The sequence below is a fragment of the Gammaproteobacteria bacterium genome, assembly GCA_029881255.1.
In the GTDB taxonomy this organism is placed as follows: Bacteria; Pseudomonadota; Gammaproteobacteria; order S012-40; family S012-40; genus JAOUMY01.
Window position 1 is genome coordinate 464,805 of record JAOUMY010000002.1, and the last position, 21,688, is coordinate 486,492.

A 21,688-nucleotide genomic window follows, 5' to 3' on the forward strand; every position below is an offset into this window, starting at 1 on the left:
GTTTTTAGGCTAGCAAGACCACTTATCAGTGTCTTAATGGTTTTCCGCTTTGATCCAAATTTTCTTTGTTTCCGTCGACAACTTCTTTTTCTTTCGAAGCTGCCACCGGTGTTGGCATATGCGCAAGAGCAACCTCTAGCACTTCGTCTATCCATTTAACAGGTTTTACATCAATTTTTTCCAAAATATTTTTTGGGATTTCCTGTAAGTCTCGACGATTTTCCTCAGGTATTAAAACTGTGGTAATTCCACCACGATGCGCTGCCAGTAACTTTTCTTTCAAACCACCAATTGGTAGCACTTCTCCACGCAATGTAATCTCACCTGTCATTGCCACATCGGCGCGCACCGGAATGTCGGTTAGCACTGACACCAGCGCAGTACACATCGCAATACCCGCACTTGGTCCGTCTTTTGGTATAGCTCCTTCAGGTACATGGATATGAATATCGTTCTTTTCGTAAAACTCATTATCCACACCAAGCACGCCTGAACGGCTTCTCACAACCGTTGTCGCGGCCTGTACGGATTCTTTCATAACATCACCTAACTGTCCGGTAATCGTCATTTTGCCTTTACCCGGAATCAGGGCGGCTTCTATCGTTAACAGATCACCACCGACTTCAGTCCAGGCCAATCCGGTTACCTGACCCACCTGATCCTTTTCTTCGGCACTTCCAAAACGGAAGCGTTTCACGCCAAGATATTTTTCAAGGTTTTCGGGTGTAACTTCAATCTTGCTTTTCTCTGTATCCAGCAAAATTTCCTTCACAACCTTACGACAAATTTTCGAAATTTCACGTTCGAGATTACGCACGCCCGCTTCACGCGTGTAATATCTAATTACGTCACGCAAAGCGTCTTCGCTAACATCAAGCTCTTCAGACTCCAGACCATTATTCTTTATCTGCTTTTGCAGAAGATAACGCTGGGCGATATTGACTTTCTCTTCCTCGGTATAGCCGGCGATGCGTATCACTTCCATACGATCCAACAACGGACCAGGAATATTTAGACTATTCGCTGTGGCAATAAACATCACCTCGGAAAGATCGTAATCGACTTCGAGATAGTGATCATTAAAGGTGTGATTCTGCTCCGGGTCCAAAACCTCCAATAGCGCAGAGGACGGATCACCGCGAAAGTCCATGGACATCTTGTCTACTTCGTCGAGTAGGAACAGTGGATTTTTCACTTCCACTTTAGACATGTTTTGGACCAACTTGCCCGGCATAGAACCGATATATGTCCGGCGGTGACCACGAATTTCCGCTTCGTCACGAACGCCGCCTAAGGACATACGCACAAACTTTCGATTCGTGGCCTTTGCGATGGAACGACCCAACGAGGTCTTACCCACACCTGGAGGTCCAACCAGGCAAAGAACCGAACCTTTGAGTTTCTTTACTCGCTGTTGAACAGCGAGGTATTCGAGTATGCGTTCCTTGACCTTTTCGAGACCGTAGTGATCCGCTTCCAAAACTTCCTCGGCTTTTTTCAGATCATGGCGGATTTTTGTACGCTTTTTCCACGGCACCGAAACCAACCAATCAATGTAGTTACGAACAACCGTAGCCTCGGCAGACATGGGCGACATCATCTTGAGCTTGTTCAACTCTGCCGTCGCCTTCTCTTTGGCCTCTTTACTCATGCCCGAAGATTCAATTTTATTTGCAAGATCTTCGGTTTCATTAGGCGCTTCATCCAGATCACCAAGTTCTTTCTGAATTGCCTTCATCTGTTCGTTCAAATAGTATTCGCGCTGGCTCTTTTCCATTTGACGCTTAACGCGTCCACGAATGCGCTTTTCAACCTCAAGCAAATCGATTTCTGATTCCATTATGCCCATCAATTGTTCGAAACGGGCTCGGATATCCTCCATCTCAAGAATGCGCTGTTTTTCATCAATCTTAAGTGACATGTGCGCTGCAATTGTGTCCGCAAGACGACCTGCCTCATCGATACCGGATAATGACGTTAAAATTTCCGGTGGAATTTTCTTGTTTAACTTTACATATTGATCAAACTGGGCCAGTACCGAACGAGTGAGCACCTCGGCTTCACGCTCATCAAGCGGCGTAGACTTAACTTGCTCAATACGCGCGCTGAAAAAATCTTCTCCGTCTGTAAATTCGCTAATTGTTGCACGCTGAATTCCTTCTACCAGAACTTTGACCGTGCCATCTGGCAATTTGAGGAGCTGCAAAATACTTGAGATTGTTCCGATGCGATAGATGTCATCGATACTTGGCTCGTCCTGCCCTGCACTTTTTTGCGCAACTAACAAAATCTGTTTATTTTCTTCCATTGCGGCTTCCAGCGCTTTGATGGACTTTTCCCGTCCAACAAAAAGTGGAATAACCATGTGCGGATAAACAACAACATCTCTGAGAGGCAGTATCGGTATGACGTCGATTTCGTCATCGATGGTAGTGGTGCTTGTGTCTTTTTCGCTCATGTAATTATCCTGAATCTCGTTATGGAATTAAAACACCCGGTCTGCCGGCTAATATTTCCCTTTGTCTAGCCTATGACACCCACTCTTTATAAGCAAGTGATTATCAAGTCGATAATTCTCCCTACGGCATCCAAAAACCTGAAAGTTGAAGTGCAAGTTCTTGGCCAGTCGAGAAAAAGCGTTTGGGAAGTTGTTGAAGGAAATTATTGGGACTAGACAGCGAATTTCAAGAGTAAAAAAAAAGCGCATCAACAAAGATGCGCTTTTTTTGATCAGTGACTTACTATTCAGGCATAGCCCTATCTTTTCCTTCAAACATCAGTAGCGGTTCGCTCTTACCTGCGATTGTGTCCTCATCTAACACAACTTTGCTGACGTCTTTCATTGAAGGTAATTCATACATGATATCGAGTAGTACATGTTCCAGGATCGAGCGTAAACCGCGAGCTCCTGTTTTACGATCCATCGCTTTACGCGCAATCGCGTGTAAGGCGTCTTCACGGAACTCCAGCTCACTACCCTCGATTTCAAACAATTTGGCATATTGTTTTGTAATCGCATTTTTCGGCTCAGTGAGTACTCGAACCAAGGCTTCTTCGTCTAATTGCTCCAGAGTAGCTATTACCGGTAAGCGGCCGATAAACTCAGGGATCAGACCATACTTGACCAAATCTTCCGGTTCCACATCGTGTAATAGAGACGGATCCTTCTCTCGATCAATCTTACTCTTTACTTCCGCTGCGAATCCAATTCCACCCTTCTCTGTGCGCTCACGAATGATCTTATCCAGGCCAGCAAACGCTCCACCACAAATGAACAGGATATTCGACGTATTAACCTGCAAGAATTCCTGCTGTGGATGCTTACGTCCGCCCTGTGGAGGAACCGAGGCTACAGTACCCTCGATCAACTTTAACAAGGCTTGCTGTACACCTTCCCCGGAAACATCACGAGTAATTGAAGGGTTATCAGATTTACGAGAAATCTTGTCAATTTCATCGATGTAAACGATACCGGTTTGCGCCTTTTCAACATCGTAATCACACTTCTGCAGCAGCTTCTGTATGATGTTCTCGACATCTTCACCCACATAACCCGCTTCGGTTAGCGTCGTGGCATCGGCAATGGTAAACGGTACGTTGAGTAAACGCGCCAGGGTCTCAGCAAGCAACGTCTTACCAGAACCCGTTGGACCCAATAGCAAAATATTGCTCTTGGATAACTCAACATCATCTTTCTTCTGTCCAGCATCGAGGCGTTTGTAGTGGTTATAAACCGCCACAGATAAAATCTTCTTTGCGCGACTCTGTCCGATGACGTACTCGTCCAATACTGCATTGATCTCTTTGGGAGTTGGCAGCTGATTACCATGGACGGACGGGGATTTATCCTGAACTTCTTCGCGGATAATGTCGTTACACAATTCGACACATTCGTCACAAACAAAGACAGAAGGGCCGGCTATCAGCTTTCTGACTTCGTGCTGACTCTTTCCACAGAAGGAACAATAGAGCAGTTTATCTCCGCTATTGTTCTTATCGTGTCCATCATCACTCATGTGGTCACCTCATTACTAAACAATCGGTTGCCCACAGGCTGTCAAATAGCCCGCGCGCCTTGTTCAAGTATCGTCTATTAGACATTTATTCCCACTTAACAATTCTAGGCAATTTTTCCTGACTTTACCCTATTTTGTATTGCTCTCGCCACGTTTGCTCAGGACTGAATCTATTAAACCCCACTCAACTGCCTCATCTCCCCCCATAAAATAGTCACGATCCGTGTCTTTTTCTACTTTATCAAGAGGTTGACCAGAGTGCTCTGCCAAGATCTTATTCAATCGCTCACGCGCGCGCAGCACTTCCTTAGTATGGATTTCAAGGTCAGTCGCTTGTCCCTGATAGCCCGCAAGTGGTTGATGTATCATCATTCTTGAATGCGGCAGGCAATAACGCTTACCTGCGGCACCACCGCACAATAACAAGGCGCCCATACTGGCCGCCTGGCCAATACAAAGCGTACTAACGTCCGGCTTGATAAACTGCATGGTGTCATAAATTGACAGCCCTGCCGTTACCGACCCACCGGGCGAATTTATATATAAGTAAATATCCTTATCGGGATTTTCAGATTCCAGAAACAACAACTGGGCAACTACCAGGTTCGCCATATGGTCTTCTACCTGGCCTACCAGAAAGATCACTCGCTCCTTGAGAAGGCGAGAGTAGATGTCAAACGCTCGTTCACCGCGCCCGGTCTGTTCGATGACCATGGGCACCAGGTTCATCTGGGCTTCCAATGCACCCTTGCTGAAGTTATCGGTCACTATAGGTTTTCCTTTATATGCTAGCCACCTGCTGACGGCTTCATGATTTCATCAAATGTCATCATATTATCAGTGACTTGCGCTCTTTCCAAGGTCCATTCCACTACGCAGTCTTCTAACACCATGGACTCGACCTCTTGCAGACGATTGCGGTCCTGATAATACCAATTGACCACCTGTTGAGGGTCACCGTATGCCGAAGCGATGCTCTCTACTTCCTGACGCACTTTTTCGGGGGCAGCCTTCAGCTGGTTGGTCTGGATAATTTCAGCAAGAATTAGACCCAGTGCAACCCGACGCTTGGCCTGTTCTTTAAACAAATCAGCCGCCAAATCCCCACCTTTCGCGCCTTGGAAGCTCATCTGATCTTTCATCTGCTTCGCTAAACGTTGTGCTTCCTGATCAACCATAGACCCCGGAACGTCAAAAGAATTCTGTTCAAGCAACTGATCCATGACCATATTTTTGACGCGTCCGCGAACCGCTTGGTCAAGTTCACGTTTCATATTCCTACGCAAATCGTCGCGCAAAGTAGCGATATTGCCATCTTCTATACCAAAAGAACGTGCAAACTCCTCGTTCACCTCTGGCAAAACAGGCTCTTCAACTTTAGTAATCTGACAGGTGAAATGGACCGGTTTACCAGCTATTTCTGCTTTGTGGTAGGGATCAGGGAAAGTGAGGTCCATCTCGACATATTTACCAACTTCACCACCTTTCAAGCCATCTTCAAAACCCGCAATCATGGAACCGCTACCGACTTCCACTGACAGGTCCTTGCCTTCGCCACCCTCGAAAACCACACCGTCGATCTCGCCCTTGTAGTCACAAGTCACACGGTCACCTTTTTGCGCGGCCCGACCTGCGTCTTTCCATTCTTTACGCTGAGTTCGCAAGGTCTCAACCATCTTGTCGATATCGGCTTCGGCGATATCCGCTTTCGGACGGCTGATACTGATCTTTTCCACGCCTTTTATTTCGATATCGGGATATATCTCGAAACGAGCGGTGTACTCAATTCCGCCATCGGTATCGTTCTGCTCTTCGATAACTGGAGTTCCCGCAGGACGCAGATTTTCCTTGGCTACTGCCTCGTAAAAACTGGAATTGATGACATCACCAAGCACTTCAAGACGTATTTGCTTGGAATAACGCTTTTGGATGACGGAAAATGGCACCTTACCTGGACGAAAGCCGGAAATCTTGACACGTGGTGCCATGGACTTGAGGCGACGCTCGACTTCCACATCCACCTTATCGGCGGGGACGGCAACCTTGATTTTACGCTCCAGGCCCTGTGCGGCCTCAACTGATACCTGCATTACAAACCTCTAACTAAATATATAAATTAAATTCTATGGTCAGCAGTAACCTACGCTTCTCCAGGATACTGCCTACCGGGAATGCTGTTCCAGATCTTGGATTCGGAGCCAAGCTCCTGTTTTAACTAGAAATATGGTGCGAAAGGAGAGACTCGAACTCTCACATCTTACGATACCAGAACCTAAATCTGGCGCGTCTACCAATTCCGCCACTTTCGCATTTGGGCACGGATTATACCTATTGATAGGTATAAGTTGAAATGTTAAATGGTTTACAGCACTTAGCTGTCGATTTTCACCGGAGGCGAAGTAAACCACAAGCGTCGACGTGTTTCAATAGTCCTAACGTTGATGAATCATACGCGCCGTAATTACGGCCGCGATCAGGCACAAAATAGACGAAAAAGTGTAGGTCCACATAGCTCCTGCCCCATCCCACAAGTAGCCACCGACCAGGGAGCCCACCGCTCCACCTGCGCCAAAAGAAATACTCGAATACAAGGCCTGTCCTCGCCCCATAAGACGACCGGGGAAAAAACCGTGCACAAGATGTATGGCCACGGCATGATAAATTCCAAAGCTGGCTGCGTGTAGCGTCTGCGCAAAAAGCATAATCGCGTGGGATTCCACATATACTCCAATGAGCAGCCAACGTAACGCAGACAGTAATAGCGCCCACATCAATAAATTACGCGCGCCAAATCGTGGCATCAATCGATGCATCAACATAAAAACTATGATTTCCGCCACGACACCCACGGCCCAATACAGCCCTATAGTGCTTCGGGAGTAGTGGTGAACTTCCATGTACAAGGTGTAAAAAGCGTAGTAGGGCCCGTGGCTGGCCTGCAGGAGAAAGCAAACAACAAACAGCGCAATAACCGTAGGCTGACGAATGACAGATAAGAACCCGGCCCCATCGTGATGTTCTGGAGATGCGGCCTGAGGCGTAAACAAACTTAAGGCCCAAACTGATATTAACAAAACCAGTACCGTAGACGGCACCCATTCACTACCGTATTGTTCAGTAACACTTCCAAGCACTACTACCGACAGAATAAATCCGATAGACCCCCATAGACGGATGCCACTATAGCGATGGGTATCCTGTCCAAGATACGCCAAGGTGTTTGCTTCAAATTGGGGAAGATTGGCATTCCAAAAAAAACTGAACACCAGCATGACAAATAACATCCAGCCATAACTGGAATCGACATAGACACCGGCAAAACATAATGCTGAAAATAGCGACGTTATGCGTATCAATTGCATGTGCCTGCCGCTTCGGTCGGCAAGCCAGCCCCAGATGTTTGGCGCAACAATCTTGGTTGCCATAATAACGGCAATCAGTTCGCCAATTTCTACCGCGCTAAAACCCAGCGAGCTGAGATATAGGCCCCAATAGGGCATTAATGCGCCGAGGCCGGCGAAATAGACGAGATAAAAGCCAGACAGGCGCCAATATGGCAGTTCAGGCGTGGCGCTCATTACCCCCCTGTACTACCGGGAACCGGCGCCGTTGGAGGTGAAGCTTCTGCGTTTTGCCCGCGTTGACGGAGAAAGTGATCCATTAACACCAGGGCCAACATGGCCTCGGCGATCGGTGTTGCCCGAATACCAACACAGGGATCATGCCGACCTTTGGTTATAACTTCGACACTTTCACCTTTTTGATTAATCGTATGCCCAGGCAAGCGCAAACTGGAAGTAGGCTTTAGCGCGATATGGGCAACAATATCTTGTCCACTGGAAATACCACCCAGAATTCCTCCAGCATGATTGGACATAAAACCCGATGGGCTCATCTCATCCCGATGTTCCGTACCTTTTTGTTCTACACAGGCAAATCCATCGCCGATCTCTACGCCTTTTACCGCATTAATACTCATCAATGCATGGGCAATTTCGGCATCAAGTCGATCAAATATCGGTTCACCCAATCCGGGCATAACGCCCGTGGCGACTACACTGACGCGAGCACCAATAGAATTACCCTCTTTGCGCAAGGCATCCATATATTTTTCGAGCTCGGGAACCTGTGCATTGTTCGGGAAGAAAAAGGCATTGGTTTCGACGTCGTCCCAGTGAAACGCCTCTGGTTTAATCGGACCTAACTGGGAAAGGTATCCGCGAATGTGGATACCTTTGCTCGCTAAAAACTTTTTCGCCACGCCACCCGCAGCCACCCGCATTGCGGTTTCCCGCGCCGATGAGCGACCACCACCGCGATAGTCACGTACACCATATTTTTGCTCATAGGTGTAGTCTGCGTGACCGGGACGATAGCGATCCATAATTTCAGAGTAATCCTTGGAGCGCTGATCTGTATTTTCGATAAGCAACCCAATCGGCGTACCGGTCGTTTTACCTTCGAAAACTCCGGACAGAATTTTAACCTCGTCTCCCTCGCGTCTTTGCGTAGTATGTCGGGATGTACCTGGTTTACGTCGGTCAAGATCGACCTGCAGGTCGGCCTCGCACAATTCCAGACCGGGAGGGCAGCCATCAACAATACCGCCCAGGGCTGGTCCATGACTCTCGCCAAACGTGGTTACCGTAAACAATTTCCCAAAGGTATTACCCGACATGCTGTATTCCTGAAGTGTAAAGCGGGAGATTATACGGATAAATGTGTGTTGCCACAAAAGCCAAGTTTGGCGTCGCCCCGGCAACTACACGTTGTACAAAACTCGCTCAAGAGGCACAATGAAGTTGAAACGACACACATGAGGAAAAGCAATGCTGGGCGAAAAACACGATCTCATTCATGAGTTCCCCGAGTACAAAGACAAAATTCACGAACTCAAAACGAATAACCCGCATTTTGCGCGTTTATTTGATGAATATCACGAGGTGGAGCACGAAGTGCGCCGTATCGAAGAAGGCGTCGAGACCCGCGCAGACGAATATCTTGAAGAACGAAAGAAGTTGCGTCTGTCACTTAAAGACCAGCTCTTTACTATGCTACGTGAGGGCTAACTTCACCCGCGTAAGGCCACGCGATTTTTCGTTAGCTGATCCTTCGTGAGAAGAAACACCCCGCTGCCTCCCCGCGCAAATTCCAGCCAGGTAAATGGAATTGTGGGGAAGGCGGCGACCAGGGCCTCTTCGCTTGCCCCCACTTCTACCACCAACACGCCATTCTCATTTAGAAAATCTTCCGCTTTCGCTAATATGCGACGAGTCGCATCCAGCCCATCGTTACCAGATGCCAGCCCCAAGATAGGTTCATGATGAAACTCACTCGGCATGGCATCGATTTCTGATTGATCGACATATGGCGGATTGCTAACGATCAGGTCGTACTGTCCCTTCAGCCCACTAAAAATGTCAGAACAGATTGCTTCTACTTGCCCCTCGACTCCCAGATCAACAATATTACGTTGGGCAACCGCAAGTGCTTCATCGGAAATATCCGCCGCATCTACGCTGGCGTGTGGAAACTGATAGGCGCATGCAATGGCGATACAGCCACTGCCAGTACACAAATCGAGTATTCGTGTGACGTTTTCGGGCTCAACCCAAGGCTCGAACTGTTGCTCAATAAGCTCAGCAATAGGCGAACGCGGTACTAACACTCGTTGATCAACAAAGAATTTCAGTCCGGCAAACCACGCTTCATTGGTGAGATAGGCCATGGGAACGCGTTCTTCTACACGCCTTCTGATTAGCGTTAGTACGGCTTTCTTCTCCGAAGTTAGCAATCGCGACTCCATGAAATGACCGGGCAAGTCATGTGGAAGTCGTAGCACATGAAGTACAGCCGCCGTGGCCTCATCCAAGGCATTGTCCGTACCATGCCCGAAAAAGACCTCGCCACGTTCGAGCTCAGACATCCCGAAACGTATAAAATCCCGGATGGTGCTCAGCTGGTTTTCTACCGAATCATAATCTTCCATTAGATTTCCGTCACTTAAGAGTGTTTTGAATTACTTCTTATAATCAATTGATTTACGAAATATTTAACAGAGAGGACAAGTGTCTAAAAAGCGGTTAAACTTGGCCACTCAGCAGATTTTAAGTGTCGCAAGTGTAAAGTAATATTGGCAATCGAACCAGATAGCCCAACAAAAACAATACAAAAAAAACAATGACAAGTACGCTGGAAAATACACCTCAGTCTTCCCCTATTTCGGTGCAGTTGATCCATATTGACGGACCATACAAGGGCAAGATTGATGAATTCAATCAAGATAGCATCTCAATCGGTCGCGACCAGGACAATGACGTAGTCTTCCCAGCAGAGCTGCGTTCCATTTCCCGCCATCACGCTCGGCTGATTCGACAAGGCGACCAGTTTCTTTTTCTCAGCCTCGGTAAAAACAGCTGCTTGATGAATCAAACAGCGCTCGACGAACGCACAATCCAATCTGGCGATATTATTTGGCTTACTCAGAATGGACCAAGAATAAGCTTTCTCACACGCACGCATACGCCAAGCCAAAATAAATCCCAAACCTCTCAGCATGACAAGTTGGTTCAACATTCCCTAAAGGCTTTCGAAGAGAAAAAGAATCAAAAAACCGAATTTACATTTCAGTACGATACAACGATCAAGTCGATGACCAAAGCACTTGTTCGTCTAGGTAGCAGTGCAGACGCGGATTTCCGTATAGATCACCCTTGTGTTTCGCCAATACAAAGTGAAATCATTTTTCGCAGCAACGAATTCTATATAAGAGACATTTCGAACCGGGGCACTACGCTGTTAAATGGCGAGAAGATTTTTCCGGAAGCATTACTACAAGCCAACGACATTATCACACTGGGAAAAGATGGCATAAAAATGCGTTTTCTCGGGACCGGTCGTTTTTCAGAGTTGCCTGTTGAAGAAAAACAACTGGATCGAAGAATTTTAAACATGCTTGATGAAGATGAAAAAGAAATTGAGGCCATAAAGCGCTTTCTCGAACCAGTTCCCGAAAGTACTGGGATAAAATTCGTTAAATCGATCTTGAATAAAATATGGCGTCAGTAGCAATGAAGAATATTAGTCGTTACGAAATCAAATCAATACTGGGCCAGGGCAATATGGCGACGGTATATGAAGCTCATGACCCACGGATTAACCGCACACTGGCAATCAAGGTCATGCGCAAGGAAAAATGCGCTGACAATGAAAGTCGAACGCGATTTTTACGCGAGGGCAAGGCCGTAGGCGCACTAAACCATCCCAATATAGTCACGATATATGACGTCAGCGAACTCGATAGTACGCCGTATATTGCCATGGAAATGATCAACGGAACATCACTAGACAAACTGATTAAACAAGACCACAGTTTTTCCTTCGATCAAATCGCTCAACTGGGCATACAACTCGCAAATGCCCTACATTTCGCGCATACACGCAACATCATTCATCGAGACATAAAACCAAGTAACATCATTCTTTCGGACGATTTTCGAACAGTCAAAATAACGGATTTTGGCATTGCCCGTGTCGAAGAAGTCGAAATCACTCAGCTTACTCAGATAGGCAATTTATTGGGCACCCCCCAATATATGTCACCTGAACAAGTAAATGGTGAAAAAGCTGACGCACGATCTGATCTATTTTCTCTCGGATCTATTTTATATCAATTGCTAACAGGAAAACGTGCTTTCTCAGGGCAAGGGCTGGCAAAAGTATTGTTTCAAATTGCAACGGAGTCTCCTGAACCGATAGAAAATCTGCGACCGGAAACTCCCGATATCCTTAAACAAGCAGTCACTCGTTTGTTGGAGAAAGACCCACAAAAACGTTATCAAAGTGGCGAGGAACTTGCCGCTGCGCTAGAACTTTCGCTGGAACAGATGAATCCACATGCATTAAATCGGGTTTTCGCATTTTCGAGGAGCGGGTTCAATACCCTAGGATTTTTTCTCACTATCGCTCTAATTTTTTCAAGTTGCGTCTCGATTGGCGCATTTCACTTCAGTCAATCCCAAAAACTAAGCGATGACTTCGTCATCTCACATGCCGATTCCCTGTCTAAATTCATGTCGGAATCTGCTGCAGAATCATTGCTATCTCAAGACTGGCGTTCACTGGAAATACTGGTAAAGGACTTTCAAGAGAAATATCACTTGAACAGCATAGCATTTGCTGATAGAGAACACATCATCAAGGCGAGCAACGAGGCAGACCGCCTAAACCGAAACTTAAATGCACCCCGCGTTTTCAGCTTTGACATTTACGAGTCGAATTACCAATTCACAACCCCGGTACGTTTTGGTGATCAAGATATTGGTGCACTGCAATTCGGGATAGTCAGACGATCTGTTTTTGAACAGTTTAATCTAGGCCAGATAGCAACCCCAACACTGGCTTTGGGTGCATCATTACTGCTTCTAAGTGTCATCTCACTTTTTAGTATTTCGAGGATAAGAAAGTAAGCCGACTTTCTTAACAGGGAACGATGACAATAAAAACAACATATTCAATACTAGCTCTTATTGTTCTTAGCTTTCTGCACGGATGTAGCGTGAGCCTTTACAAGGGCCACGGCAACACTGCGGGAAAAGGCAATAGCATTCTAAAAATTACTCAGGCAGCAAGCAAAGATTTAGTCGTATTAATCACCCGTCGTGACGACACGCTCCAGAGACTCGCGCAACAATATTTGGGTGACGCCAATAAGGACTGGGTAATCGCTGACTATAACCAAATCGACCATATCGTTCCGGGTATCGAAATTGCCATTCCTTTAAAACCATTTAATCCTACCGGCGTTTTTGGCAACGGCCTGCAAACCATTCCTATACTGTGCTATCACCGATTCGATGACGAACGGGGAAAAATGTCTGTCTCCACCGACAAATTCCGACAGCAGATGCAATACCTGAAGGACAATGGTTATCGTGTGATCTCACTAAAAGACGCTCTCTCATTTTTTCAGGGAAAACAGGCCATACCTCTAAGGTCTGTGGTTATCACAATAGATGATGGCTATCGATCCAACTACACCGAAGCCTTTCCCATATTTCAGGAATTCAACTTCCCAGCAACCATTTTTCTTTATACTGATTTTCTTGGCGCACCGGATGCGTTGACGTACACACAAATCCGAGAAATGCACAAAAGCGGGCTGATAGATTTTCAACCGCATTCCAAGAGTCATCCCAATCTAGTGTTAATGCACGGCGATGATAGCGAAGAAGAGTACCGCCAGCGAGTGGAAGCGGAGATTGAGTCATCTTCCAGTCGCATCTCATCAATCATTGAGACTGATATGTTTTCATTTGCCTATCCATTCGGTGATACGAATGAATTAGTAATTAGCAAACTCAAAGATCGCAATTTTTCGGTTGCCGCTACCGTACAGCCAGGCACCAATCCCGCATTCGCAACACCATTTATGCTCAAGCGTACCATGATATTCGGCGACCACGATTATGAAACGTTTATAGCCTCACTACAGGTTTTTGAATCTTTGAGACTTAAAGAGTAACGGGATTATCGCCTAGTGAAAAATTTTATTTTACCTATCTCCGTCTTATCTGTATTGCTAGTAACGCAGTCGTGCGCATCATCAAATCTGACGTTCACAAATGAGTTTGTGTATGCCGACACAATACACCCGGAAAGACACTATCGTCTGGCGCAGAAAAGTCTAAAAGAAAAAGATTATCAGCGTTCACTACGCCACTGGCGCATCCTGAGCACAGTTAAACCCGATGCCGCCGAATACAAGAACCGAATAAGAATTGTCGAGGCATTGGCCGATCGCATGGCTTACCTGGAAATTGAAAAAGGGCAAAAGCTACTGAAGATGGGAAAATTAGAAATCGCAAGAATGCACTTTTTACGCGCCCTGTTTTATCAACCAAATAACGATTTCGCCTTTGGCGCCCTGCGCGAAATCAATACTGATGAGGTTACTAAGGCGCAATTGACGCATATCGACAAACTGAAAAAACAACAGGTTCAGCAATACGCCGATTCGCAATAAGTCTATTGCGCAGCGAATTTCTTCAAATTTATTTTCATCCGTATGGCTTTTTCCCGATAGAGTCGCGCATTTTCGTTTTCTGGCATCATGGAAAGAAATTCATCCCATAACAAAATCGCGCCTTCGAGATCCTGTCGACGTTGAGCTAGTAACGCGCGCTTGTAAAGACTGTCAGCGACTTCAAGAAAAAGGGCTTCCTTTTTCGCCTTAGCCTGAATGTGATCGGGTTGAAGTTCCAATACTTTGTCAAACGCCCTAAAGGCCTCTTCGTTTTGACTATTCTCAATTGCCCGTAGACCTTGTTGATAATATTGGTCGACCTCTATTTTTGCGGAAAGGGCTTCCAGTTGAAAACGAATGTCTGCGTTTCCGGGCTGTAAAGCTGTTGCACGATGTAATAAGTCTTTTGCCGCCAGTGTTTTTTGTTGTTTTTCAAGATGGCTTGCCTGTTTGAGCAAAGCATTGGTCAGCAGATGATTCAAAGCCTTCTTCTCGCTATCGGACAAAACCTTCTCGGTCAGGCTATTTTCCAACTCGTTAATGACATCGCTGTATTTGCCGAGTTCGTACAGGCTGTTTGCACGTTGTAAATCGGTGTTGGGCATCGCAGCCAGCCTGGTATCGGAATCTGCCACAGACTGCTCGCCAGGAATCCGGATTTTCTGCCCCATTTTTACGTCGCTGGGCTTTTCAATGTGGTTATAGCGAGCGAGCAAATAGAACAGCAGTGGATCATTCAAATACTGTTTTGCCAGTTTCGATAGCGAATCTCCATACTCAATACGATATTCGAAACTCTCACTTCCCAGCTGTTCAACAGGATCATCGTCCAACTGTGACAGCAGTTTGCTGGCTCTCTTATTGTTTGGACTCAGTTCAAGCGCGCCATTGAATGCCCAACGCGCACCGTTCTGATCGCCTTTCTGCAGATAAAGTATGCCCTGTTGGATATACTCTCTGACACTGGACAAAACTGGACGGTGGGATTCAGGATCTGGCGTCTGCGGAAGCGCCCCAATTTCCTCGACCTCTTCTGACGACTCCGTAGATTCTGCCGTCACGTCCAGACCTGTTTCTATTTGTGGCAGGTCAACTGGCTCGGAAGGTGACTCAATAGGAGGAACGGGGATAACACCGCAACTGCTGAGCAAAAACAGAAATGCGCCGCCAATAGGTGCGGCGACCTTGCCTCTTATTATTATTTTCACAACACAACCTCAATTTTGGTACTGCGCAACAAACTTTAGAATGGATAATGCAGCGCTACTCCCGCATTATTCGCGTTATTCTTTAATCGTGTATATTCAAGCTCCAAGGTTATCTTGCTCTTAAACACATAGCCCAAACCAGCGCCTAACTGTAACTCCAGACCTTCTCTAATGCGCGTGCCTGCGCCAGCTGGTCTTAGGTGTTCGCTATGCATATAGACAGCGCCGGCTTTTAACTTTAGATAGCCCTCCGTTAAAACAGGATAACGGTAGGCGCCGTATACAGCTACATCCCAATAGGAAAAACTGCCATTGCCCTCTGCAGACGTATAATCACCGCCATAAAAACCGTAATTTCCTTCGATTTCACCGGAAAGATTATTGTCCAGACCATAGCCGTAAAAAGCCCCGACGGTATACAGCGGTTTACGCCACTGGGGGTTGTCATCGAACACCATAGCGGTAATTTTGGGCAGTATATAGCTAACACCCTCCCGCGCCTGTGCATTTGACCAAGCAAGTGTGCACAAAATAACTAGAAAAATTAAACGTCTACTCACAACATCCTCACGAGCGATTGAATTATTATTACCACTATTCTAGCCAGTTTCCCGCCTGGGCCAACACCAGATGTTCCATCATATCGATATGCGCATCATCATCATTCAACGCCGGAATATAGTGAAACTCACTCCCACCCTTGGACAAAAAGAAATCGCGATTTTCCTGGTCGATCTCTTCCAGTGTCTCCAGGCAATCGGCCGAAAAGCCTGGGCAAACCACATCCAGTCGCTTAACGCCCTGAGCAGCAAGTGATTCGACGGTTTCATCCGTATACGGCCGCAACCATTCTTCTCTTCCAAGCCTAGACTGATAGGAAAGCGCCCACTCGTCGTCACGCAAGCCTAATCTGGTGACAAGCGCCTGTACCGTCGCTTTACAATGTTGTGGATAAATATCGCCGTGATCCGCGTAGCGCTTTGGTATTGAGTGAAAAGAAAATAATAGCTTGTCGCCTTTGCCGTGCGCTTGCCAGTAGCGGCTCACACTATCGGCGAGTGCCTGGATATAGTGATTGTCCACGTGGTATTCCGTGGCGACTCGCAACTCAGGGATCACCCGCCAGCGTTTAAAGACGTCAAACATACCGTCAGTAATAGATGCGGTGGTTGTCGCGGAATATTGTGGATAGAGCGGTAACACCACCAGTTTACGCGCATTAGCGTGAGCAAGTTTTTCCAAGGCTGTATTTATAGAAGGATGTCCATAGCGCATACCCAACTCCACCACAAAGCGGCCAGGATAATGTTTATCCAATCGTTGTTGGAGACTTTTCTGCTGTTTGCGCGAGATCAACAATAGCGGCGAACCATGCTCAGTCCAGACTTTGCTATAAGCGCGGGCAGATTTTGATGGCCGGATGTTGAGGATGATGCCGTTCAATGCGAACCACCAGATAAACCTTGGCACCTCGACAATGCGCGGATCCCACAGAAATTCTTTGAGATAGCGTCGAACAGCGCCTTTGGTAGGCGCTTCGGGTGTGCCTAAATTGGCAAGCAACACCCCGATTTTGTCAGTATTCTCGTCTCTGCCCAGCCCGGCAATATATGCTGGCATTTCGCCCCCTGTACCCACTAAATTCGGTGGCCAAGGGTACCAGATTCACCAATCGAATGACAGGTGGCCAGCAGATGACGACTTAGGCGTTACTCAGCAATGGCCGATTCGGACAAGGCCATATTGATGCGGTTGCGACCGTCTTTTTTGGCCGTATACAAGGCATTGTCTGCGCGCCCGATAAGTGCGTCCAGGCTCTCGCCTGGCTCAAATACCACCAGGCCAGAGGAAAATCCCGGTAAGCGTATATTATTGCCCTCAAACTGCAGAGTCGTCTCATTGGCGCGTTTCAATACTTTCTGCAATGCCTTATATGCACCTTCAACCGCTGTATTGGGGAAAATTACGGCAAATTCCTCACCCCCGTATCGAGCAACCATGTCGTTATGTCGAAAAGTTGTCAGCACATCCTGAGAATAACACTTGAGAACCGCGTCGCCTGCCGGATGCCCGTAGTTATCATTGATAGGTTTAAAACGATCGAGGTCGAGTATGGCCAGGGCCAGAGAATTGCCGTAGCGCTGGGCGCGACTGATTTCGTCCTTGAGCCGTTTGATAAACGCCCTTCGATTGGGAAGCGCGGTCAAATCATCGGTGAGGCTCAAGGTGGTTACCCGATTCAATTCCTCACTAAGTCGTTTGCCTTCATGCTGCACCATAGCAAGATAGCTGGATACGGTTTGAAAGTTTTCGACCAGTTGCTGGTGATCCTGCAGCACGTTTTCCAGTTCATGGACCAGTGCCTGTTTACGTTTATCAAATTCATTCAGATGATCAATATCGCGTATGGTTTCAAGCTCGGTTTCGAGCAGCTTGCCAAATTCCCGGCTTTTGTTTAGCCCTTCAACGATTTTTTCATGCGCAGTCAACGAATCCATAACCATATTCATTCCCTTCGAAACGACTCCATTTTTGACTTCATCCGTTACCTTGGAACGGGTTTCCGCAACCGATCGCTTTTGCAGATAATGTATCTTGCCTCTTGTGTTTATATCCTCAGAGGTAGTTGATCCCGGGGTCTCACTCATCCCGTAAGCTTCGAGCAAGGGCTTGAGCATAGTACGAACCTGCTGTTCTACCGCACCTTCGACTAAGGTTATTTCGTCTGCGCATTGCTCGACTGCTTCACGGATAGCATCCATTTCGACTTCATCGAGAGGAGGCGTCATGCGAGCACGAAGCAGGCTGATTTTGGTCTGGAGTTTGGTATCTGCAGGAAGATGAGTGGATATGGCATCCAAAAGAAAACCGATAGATGCCACCAGCGTATGCTCGCGGGCGCAGCATGCGTCCTCGTGACTGGCCAACATATGCCCAATCTGGGACAGAAGTATATGCCCCGAATCAGATGCGGACAGACCATCGAGCAAGCGCATAATCTTGCGCAAGGTGGCAGCCTTGAGCAAGACAGTATCTTTGCCTAAGTTCAATTTTATTGCTCCCCATCCGCCCCTGTTTTTAAAACAGCTTTTTTATTTGGAGCTATGTTTCAGATGTTTTGTTTTTATTGAGTAAGAAATACGACGAAATTGCCAACTCACAAGCACCATCGAATATTCGCTTCGATAGATGTTCGAGGATACTACGGCAATTCATGGTTATTGGGCATTATAGTAAGTAGATTTCAAAAAAAACAGCGCTATAACGGTTAACATATGTCCATATTGACCGAAAGGTTTAGCCTAACATGATTTCGGTCAGAAATGGCACCTCAGCGGCGACGTTGTCTTTGACTATCGCCTGCATCAGTGTGTCAAGATCCATGTCATAGGATTGGAGAATTTCACGGACGGATACGGGTACTTCGGAGAAATCTTTGCGGAGATTGGCGCACACAAATCGCGCCAGCCTAAAACAATGCAGATAAGCAATATTCTCGCTGGTTACCGGAATGTCAGAAGATTCACATACCGCAATGCAGGCTTGCGGAAGATTCCAGGCTTGCAACACGTGAACCGTCACCTGTTCAGGCCGGATTCCCATCAAACCGTCTTCAAGTTCTGGTAATGGCGTTTCGGGCATACCACTGACGATATGATTGAGAACCGAATACTCACGGGGAAAAAGATGCGCCAGCGTCAAATATCCAATGCTATGCAAAAGACCCGCAAGAAAACTCATCCCTGCCGTTACCCGTTTCCGCAAAGGCGTGTGCAAGGCGATGTATCGCGATACGATGGCCTCTGAAAGAGAGCTTTCCCATATCGCTTTGACGCCCACTCGTCCTTCATGTGGCGCGTGAAACTGATGGGAAAACAACATCGCCAGCGCGACGTTAACTGAATCGTCATAACCGATAACGCGGTAAATCGCATCGAATACACTATTCACATCACCTTGAAACGAATAATGTGCCGAACGCGCCAGAGACACTATGCGCGCCGAGAGTGCCTGATCCTGTTCAACGATTTCCACCAATTCATCAATGCCTGCCTCATCATTTCCCAATAGACGCAATAGTTGGTGCACAATGCCCGGCATTACTGGTAATGACTTTACCTGCTTTAATTGCGACAATACTTCTGTCTCTGCAAAAAGCTGGTTACTGTCCCGCGTCGTATCGACATCACTAAGCAAGTGATGAGTCGCCATATCGTCCGATTCCCCGACGGAGTTATCGACTTTTTGCCTATGCGCAAATGCAAAACCCTTTTTTCCTGGAAACAAGGAGGAAAAGTATTGCGCATCGACACGCACCACATGTTCCCCATCGACTATAAATTCCAGAAAAGGCCAACTAAACAGACAGCTTTCCACCAGGGTAGGAATATTCCACAGCACGCCTAATGGTGGAACAGAAGTTGTTCCCAGCGTTTGGCTATAACGTGCGATGCATTCCTGCGTAGCAAAGTCGAGTTTCCGATGCGTAATTTTTCGAATGGCATTGAGATCGATATTGGAATCTTTTGGATAGGCGCTAATTACCAGCCCTTGCGTGTCACACAATAGGCGTGTATCAATCCGGTATTGGCACTCCTGGTCACCAGCGTACTTAACGACGGAATAATTGATTTTTTGTTTTTGAAAATATTGTAATACTTCACCAATAGTCGACATAAAGTACCGCTAGTGTGGCCGATGTTAATGCGACCCCCAGTCACGCAAGAACTATCTATCTCTCCCGCATCGGGACAAAACGGCTCAGGCACCAATCAAATGATTGATCTCTTGCTCAGCTTCAATCCAATCCTGTTCCGGGCTGCCATTGGCAAATTCACGGCCCATAGCCTTGAAATACGCCGCCTCTCGGATCATTTGTTGGCGCTTATCATCGTCTACTTCAACATTAGGCTTCGTAATCCTGCTCGTTGCCCGTGGCTTGGTAGTCGTTGTCTGGCGTGTCGCCTTTACTGTTTTACCGCGCGGTTTGACTGAGGTCACTTGTGTACCCTCCTTGTAGTGAGATTCCTCTCTTAGTATAGGAACCTCTTCTCACAAATTCGAATCCGTTCGAATTTAAATTGCACGTATTCTGTCGCGACGGTCCACGTCGTCAACATTTTCACTACCACTCGTCAGATCGCGAAGCACTGATAAATGCAGTGACATATCCGCATCAAACGCCGTGTAACAACCGTCGAACCAGGTATAGGTCAGTGAAAGCGCTGACAATACCCGTACGACCATGTGATTTAGCTGGGATCTCTGAGCAACATTGCGCATGTTCCGCGCTGCCTGCTCACTGAATCTTGCATTACTGATATCAACATCAGCCACATCCTGCGCATGACTGAGCTCACTGACAAATACGGCTGGTGACACATCGACAACCGCGCTGGAACGATGCACAGATGCTGCGGATTCACCCAAGGTATTGATACAGGCGACGCGCAGGCCATTAAAGCTATTGATACGAACCCAACTGTTATTCCGCTTTTTCAATAGCGATTCTTGAAATCTTATCTGCGGCAATTCGGCGCATTGTTCTTTAAAGCCCGCTGCACGCAGCAAGAATAGAAATCCAGCGGCACTGCTCGTCAGGCGTGGTAAACAATCACCATCTACGTCAACATACAGATTGCAAACCCCCATCGCGTAACAGGTGGCCAATAAATGTTCAACATCTGCCATCGTTTGTCCATGATCGGTCAAAACCAGGTGATTGTTTTCTACAGTCGCCGTATTCAAACCCGCACGTATTTGAATGGGTTTACCAGAATTTGTCTTGCCTCGGAAAATTATGCCGGTGTTTTCAGGCGCGGGTGAAAGACGCATATTAATTGTCTCCCCGCCATCGCGTCCTCGTCCGCGGGCCTTTATGGTATTCACTATTGTTTTTTGTCTCATGGATGAATCCTTTTTTTACTGGCGATCACCTGACAAGCTCTATAGAATTGGCCCTGCCCGGCGATAATATTGCCAAAGGCACGCTATGATCTGCAGAAAACACCTAATATAGAATGTTTGTTTCGACAGCGTCGCAGATAACCTTAAGCTAAAAATTGAATTTCAAATTGAAAGAGCAAAATCTATGCTAGATAGCAAACACTGCGTACCTTGCCGTGGCGGCATCCCCCCTCTTGAGGAAGAACAGGCGCAATCTTTGCTCAAACAAGTACCTAAGTGGGCTTTGATCGATAATGCCACCAAGATTAGACGACGTTTCGCGTTTGACAACTTCGCTGAAAGTCTGGCGTTCGTGAACAAAGTCGGACAAATTGCAGAAGACGAGGGTCATCATCCTGACATCACCTTCGGTTGGGGATATGCTGAGGTCATTATCTATTCTCATAAAATTGGCGGTTTGCACGAAAATGATTTTATTCTCGCCCATGCAATTGATAAATTGTAGCCAACTCCCAATATTCCGTATTCAAACC

General features: G+C 46.8%; 20 protein-coding genes and 1 tRNA gene. 6 read left to right on the top strand and 15 right to left on the bottom strand.

Going from position 1 to position 21,688, the window contains the following annotated elements; genetic code table 11:
* Positions 1 to 25 precede the first annotated feature (25 nt).
* The 7 genes from lon to aroC all read right to left on the bottom strand — a co-directional run bounded on the left by lon (position 26) and on the right by aroC (position 8,694).
* On the bottom strand, positions 26 to 2,458 hold the full coding sequence (gene lon / locus OEZ43_07165) for an endopeptidase La (protein ID MDH5545354.1): 2,433 nt from the start codon (positions 2,456 to 2,458) through the stop codon (positions 26 to 28).
* A gap of 283 nt (positions 2,459 to 2,741) precedes the next feature.
* Positions 2,742 to 4,016, bottom strand: coding sequence for an ATP-dependent Clp protease ATP-binding subunit ClpX (clpX, locus tag OEZ43_07170; GenBank protein ID MDH5545355.1), 1,275 nt, complete (start codon positions 4,014 to 4,016; stop codon positions 2,742 to 2,744).
* Positions 4,017 to 4,145: 129 nt separating this feature from the next.
* Entirely contained in the window at positions 4,146 to 4,745 is a 600-nt protein-coding gene (gene clpP / locus OEZ43_07175) for an ATP-dependent Clp endopeptidase proteolytic subunit ClpP (protein ID MDH5545356.1), read from the bottom strand.
* A 59-nt stretch (positions 4,746 to 4,804) separates the two neighbouring features.
* The gene (tig, locus tag OEZ43_07180; GenBank protein MDH5545357.1) at positions 4,805 to 6,106 is read right to left on the bottom strand and encodes a trigger factor; all 1,302 of its coding nucleotides are present in this window, start codon (positions 6,104 to 6,106) and stop codon (positions 4,805 to 4,807) included.
* Between the two features lie 134 nt (positions 6,107 to 6,240).
* Positions 6,241 to 6,325 (bottom strand) — tRNA-Leu (locus tag OEZ43_07185).
* 123 nt (positions 6,326 to 6,448) lie between these two features.
* Positions 6,449 to 7,594 (bottom strand): MFS transporter, encoded by a 1,146-nt coding sequence (locus OEZ43_07190; protein MDH5545358.1) that lies wholly within the window; start codon positions 7,592 to 7,594, stop codon positions 6,449 to 6,451.
* On the bottom strand, positions 7,594 to 8,694 hold the full coding sequence (aroC, locus tag OEZ43_07195) for a chorismate synthase (protein ID MDH5545359.1): 1,101 nt from the start codon (positions 8,692 to 8,694) through the stop codon (positions 7,594 to 7,596). The genes OEZ43_07190 and aroC overlap by 1 nt, the downstream gene beginning before the upstream one ends.
* Positions 8,695 to 8,845: 151 nt before the next feature.
* Here aroC and OEZ43_07200 point away from each other — a divergent pair, with 151 nt between their 5' ends.
* Positions 8,846 to 9,085, top strand: coding sequence for a DUF465 domain-containing protein (locus OEZ43_07200; GenBank protein MDH5545360.1), 240 nt, complete (start codon positions 8,846 to 8,848; stop codon positions 9,083 to 9,085).
* A 2-nt stretch (positions 9,086 to 9,087) separates the two neighbouring features.
* On the opposite strand, the gene prmB is transcribed toward OEZ43_07200, so the two are convergent.
* Positions 9,088 to 10,005: a 50S ribosomal protein L3 N(5)-glutamine methyltransferase gene (gene prmB, locus OEZ43_07205; protein MDH5545361.1), complete on the bottom strand. Its 918-nt coding sequence runs from the start codon at positions 10,003 to 10,005 to the stop codon at positions 9,088 to 9,090.
* Between the two features lie 191 nt (positions 10,006 to 10,196).
* Between prmB and OEZ43_07210 the strand changes: the two genes are divergently transcribed.
* The 4 genes from OEZ43_07210 (at position 10,197) to OEZ43_07225 (ending at position 14,040) form a co-directional block, all read left to right on the top strand.
* Positions 10,197 to 11,084, top strand: coding sequence for an FHA domain-containing protein (locus OEZ43_07210; GenBank protein ID MDH5545362.1), 888 nt, complete (start codon positions 10,197 to 10,199; stop codon positions 11,082 to 11,084).
* Positions 11,072 to 12,484: a serine/threonine protein kinase gene (locus OEZ43_07215; GenBank protein MDH5545363.1), complete on the top strand. Its 1,413-nt coding sequence runs from the start codon at positions 11,072 to 11,074 to the stop codon at positions 12,482 to 12,484. Before OEZ43_07210 ends, OEZ43_07215 begins: the two co-directional genes overlap by 13 nt.
* Before the next feature lie 89 nt (positions 12,485 to 12,573).
* On the top strand, positions 12,574 to 13,539 hold the full coding sequence (locus OEZ43_07220) for a polysaccharide deacetylase family protein (GenBank protein ID MDH5545364.1): 966 nt from the start codon (positions 12,574 to 12,576) through the stop codon (positions 13,537 to 13,539).
* A 15-nt stretch (positions 13,540 to 13,554) separates the two neighbouring features.
* Positions 13,555 to 14,040, top strand: coding sequence for a hypothetical protein (locus OEZ43_07225; GenBank protein MDH5545365.1), 486 nt, complete (start codon positions 13,555 to 13,557; stop codon positions 14,038 to 14,040).
* Positions 14,041 to 14,042: 2 nt separating this feature from the next.
* Here OEZ43_07225 and OEZ43_07230 read toward each other — a convergent pair whose 3' ends face one another.
* The 7 genes from OEZ43_07230 to OEZ43_07260 form a co-directional block, all read right to left on the bottom strand.
* The gene (locus OEZ43_07230; protein ID MDH5545366.1) at positions 14,043 to 15,248 is read right to left on the bottom strand and encodes a LysM peptidoglycan-binding domain-containing protein; all 1,206 of its coding nucleotides are present in this window, start codon (positions 15,246 to 15,248) and stop codon (positions 14,043 to 14,045) included.
* A 35-nt stretch (positions 15,249 to 15,283) separates the two neighbouring features.
* A complete protein-coding gene (locus OEZ43_07235) occupies positions 15,284 to 15,808 on the bottom strand; it encodes a porin family protein (GenBank protein ID MDH5545367.1) in 525 nt (174 codons plus the stop codon).
* Positions 15,809 to 15,842: 34 nt separating this feature from the next.
* Positions 15,843 to 16,868, bottom strand: coding sequence for a ferrochelatase (hemH, locus tag OEZ43_07240; protein MDH5545368.1), 1,026 nt, complete (start codon positions 16,866 to 16,868; stop codon positions 15,843 to 15,845).
* A gap of 89 nt (positions 16,869 to 16,957) precedes the next feature.
* Entirely contained in the window at positions 16,958 to 18,298 is a 1,341-nt protein-coding gene (locus OEZ43_07245; GenBank protein MDH5545369.1) for a GGDEF domain-containing protein, read from the bottom strand.
* Positions 18,299 to 18,545: 247 nt separating this feature from the next.
* Positions 18,546 to 19,925, bottom strand: a complete 1,380-nt coding sequence (locus OEZ43_07250; GenBank protein MDH5545370.1) for an HDOD domain-containing protein — start codon at positions 19,923 to 19,925, stop codon at positions 18,546 to 18,548.
* Positions 19,926 to 20,009: 84 nt separating this feature from the next.
* Positions 20,010 to 20,249, bottom strand: a complete 240-nt coding sequence (locus OEZ43_07255; protein ID MDH5545371.1) for a DUF2934 domain-containing protein — start codon at positions 20,247 to 20,249, stop codon at positions 20,010 to 20,012.
* 75 nt (positions 20,250 to 20,324) lie between these two features.
* On the bottom strand, positions 20,325 to 21,155 hold the full coding sequence (locus OEZ43_07260) for a UDP-3-O-acyl-N-acetylglucosamine deacetylase (protein MDH5545372.1): 831 nt from the start codon (positions 21,153 to 21,155) through the stop codon (positions 20,325 to 20,327).
* Between the two features lie 184 nt (positions 21,156 to 21,339).
* Here OEZ43_07260 and OEZ43_07265 point away from each other — a divergent pair, with 184 nt between their 5' ends.
* Positions 21,340 to 21,660: a 4a-hydroxytetrahydrobiopterin dehydratase gene (locus tag OEZ43_07265; protein ID MDH5545373.1), complete on the top strand. Its 321-nt coding sequence runs from the start codon at positions 21,340 to 21,342 to the stop codon at positions 21,658 to 21,660.
* Positions 21,661 to 21,688: the final 28 nt, after the last annotated feature.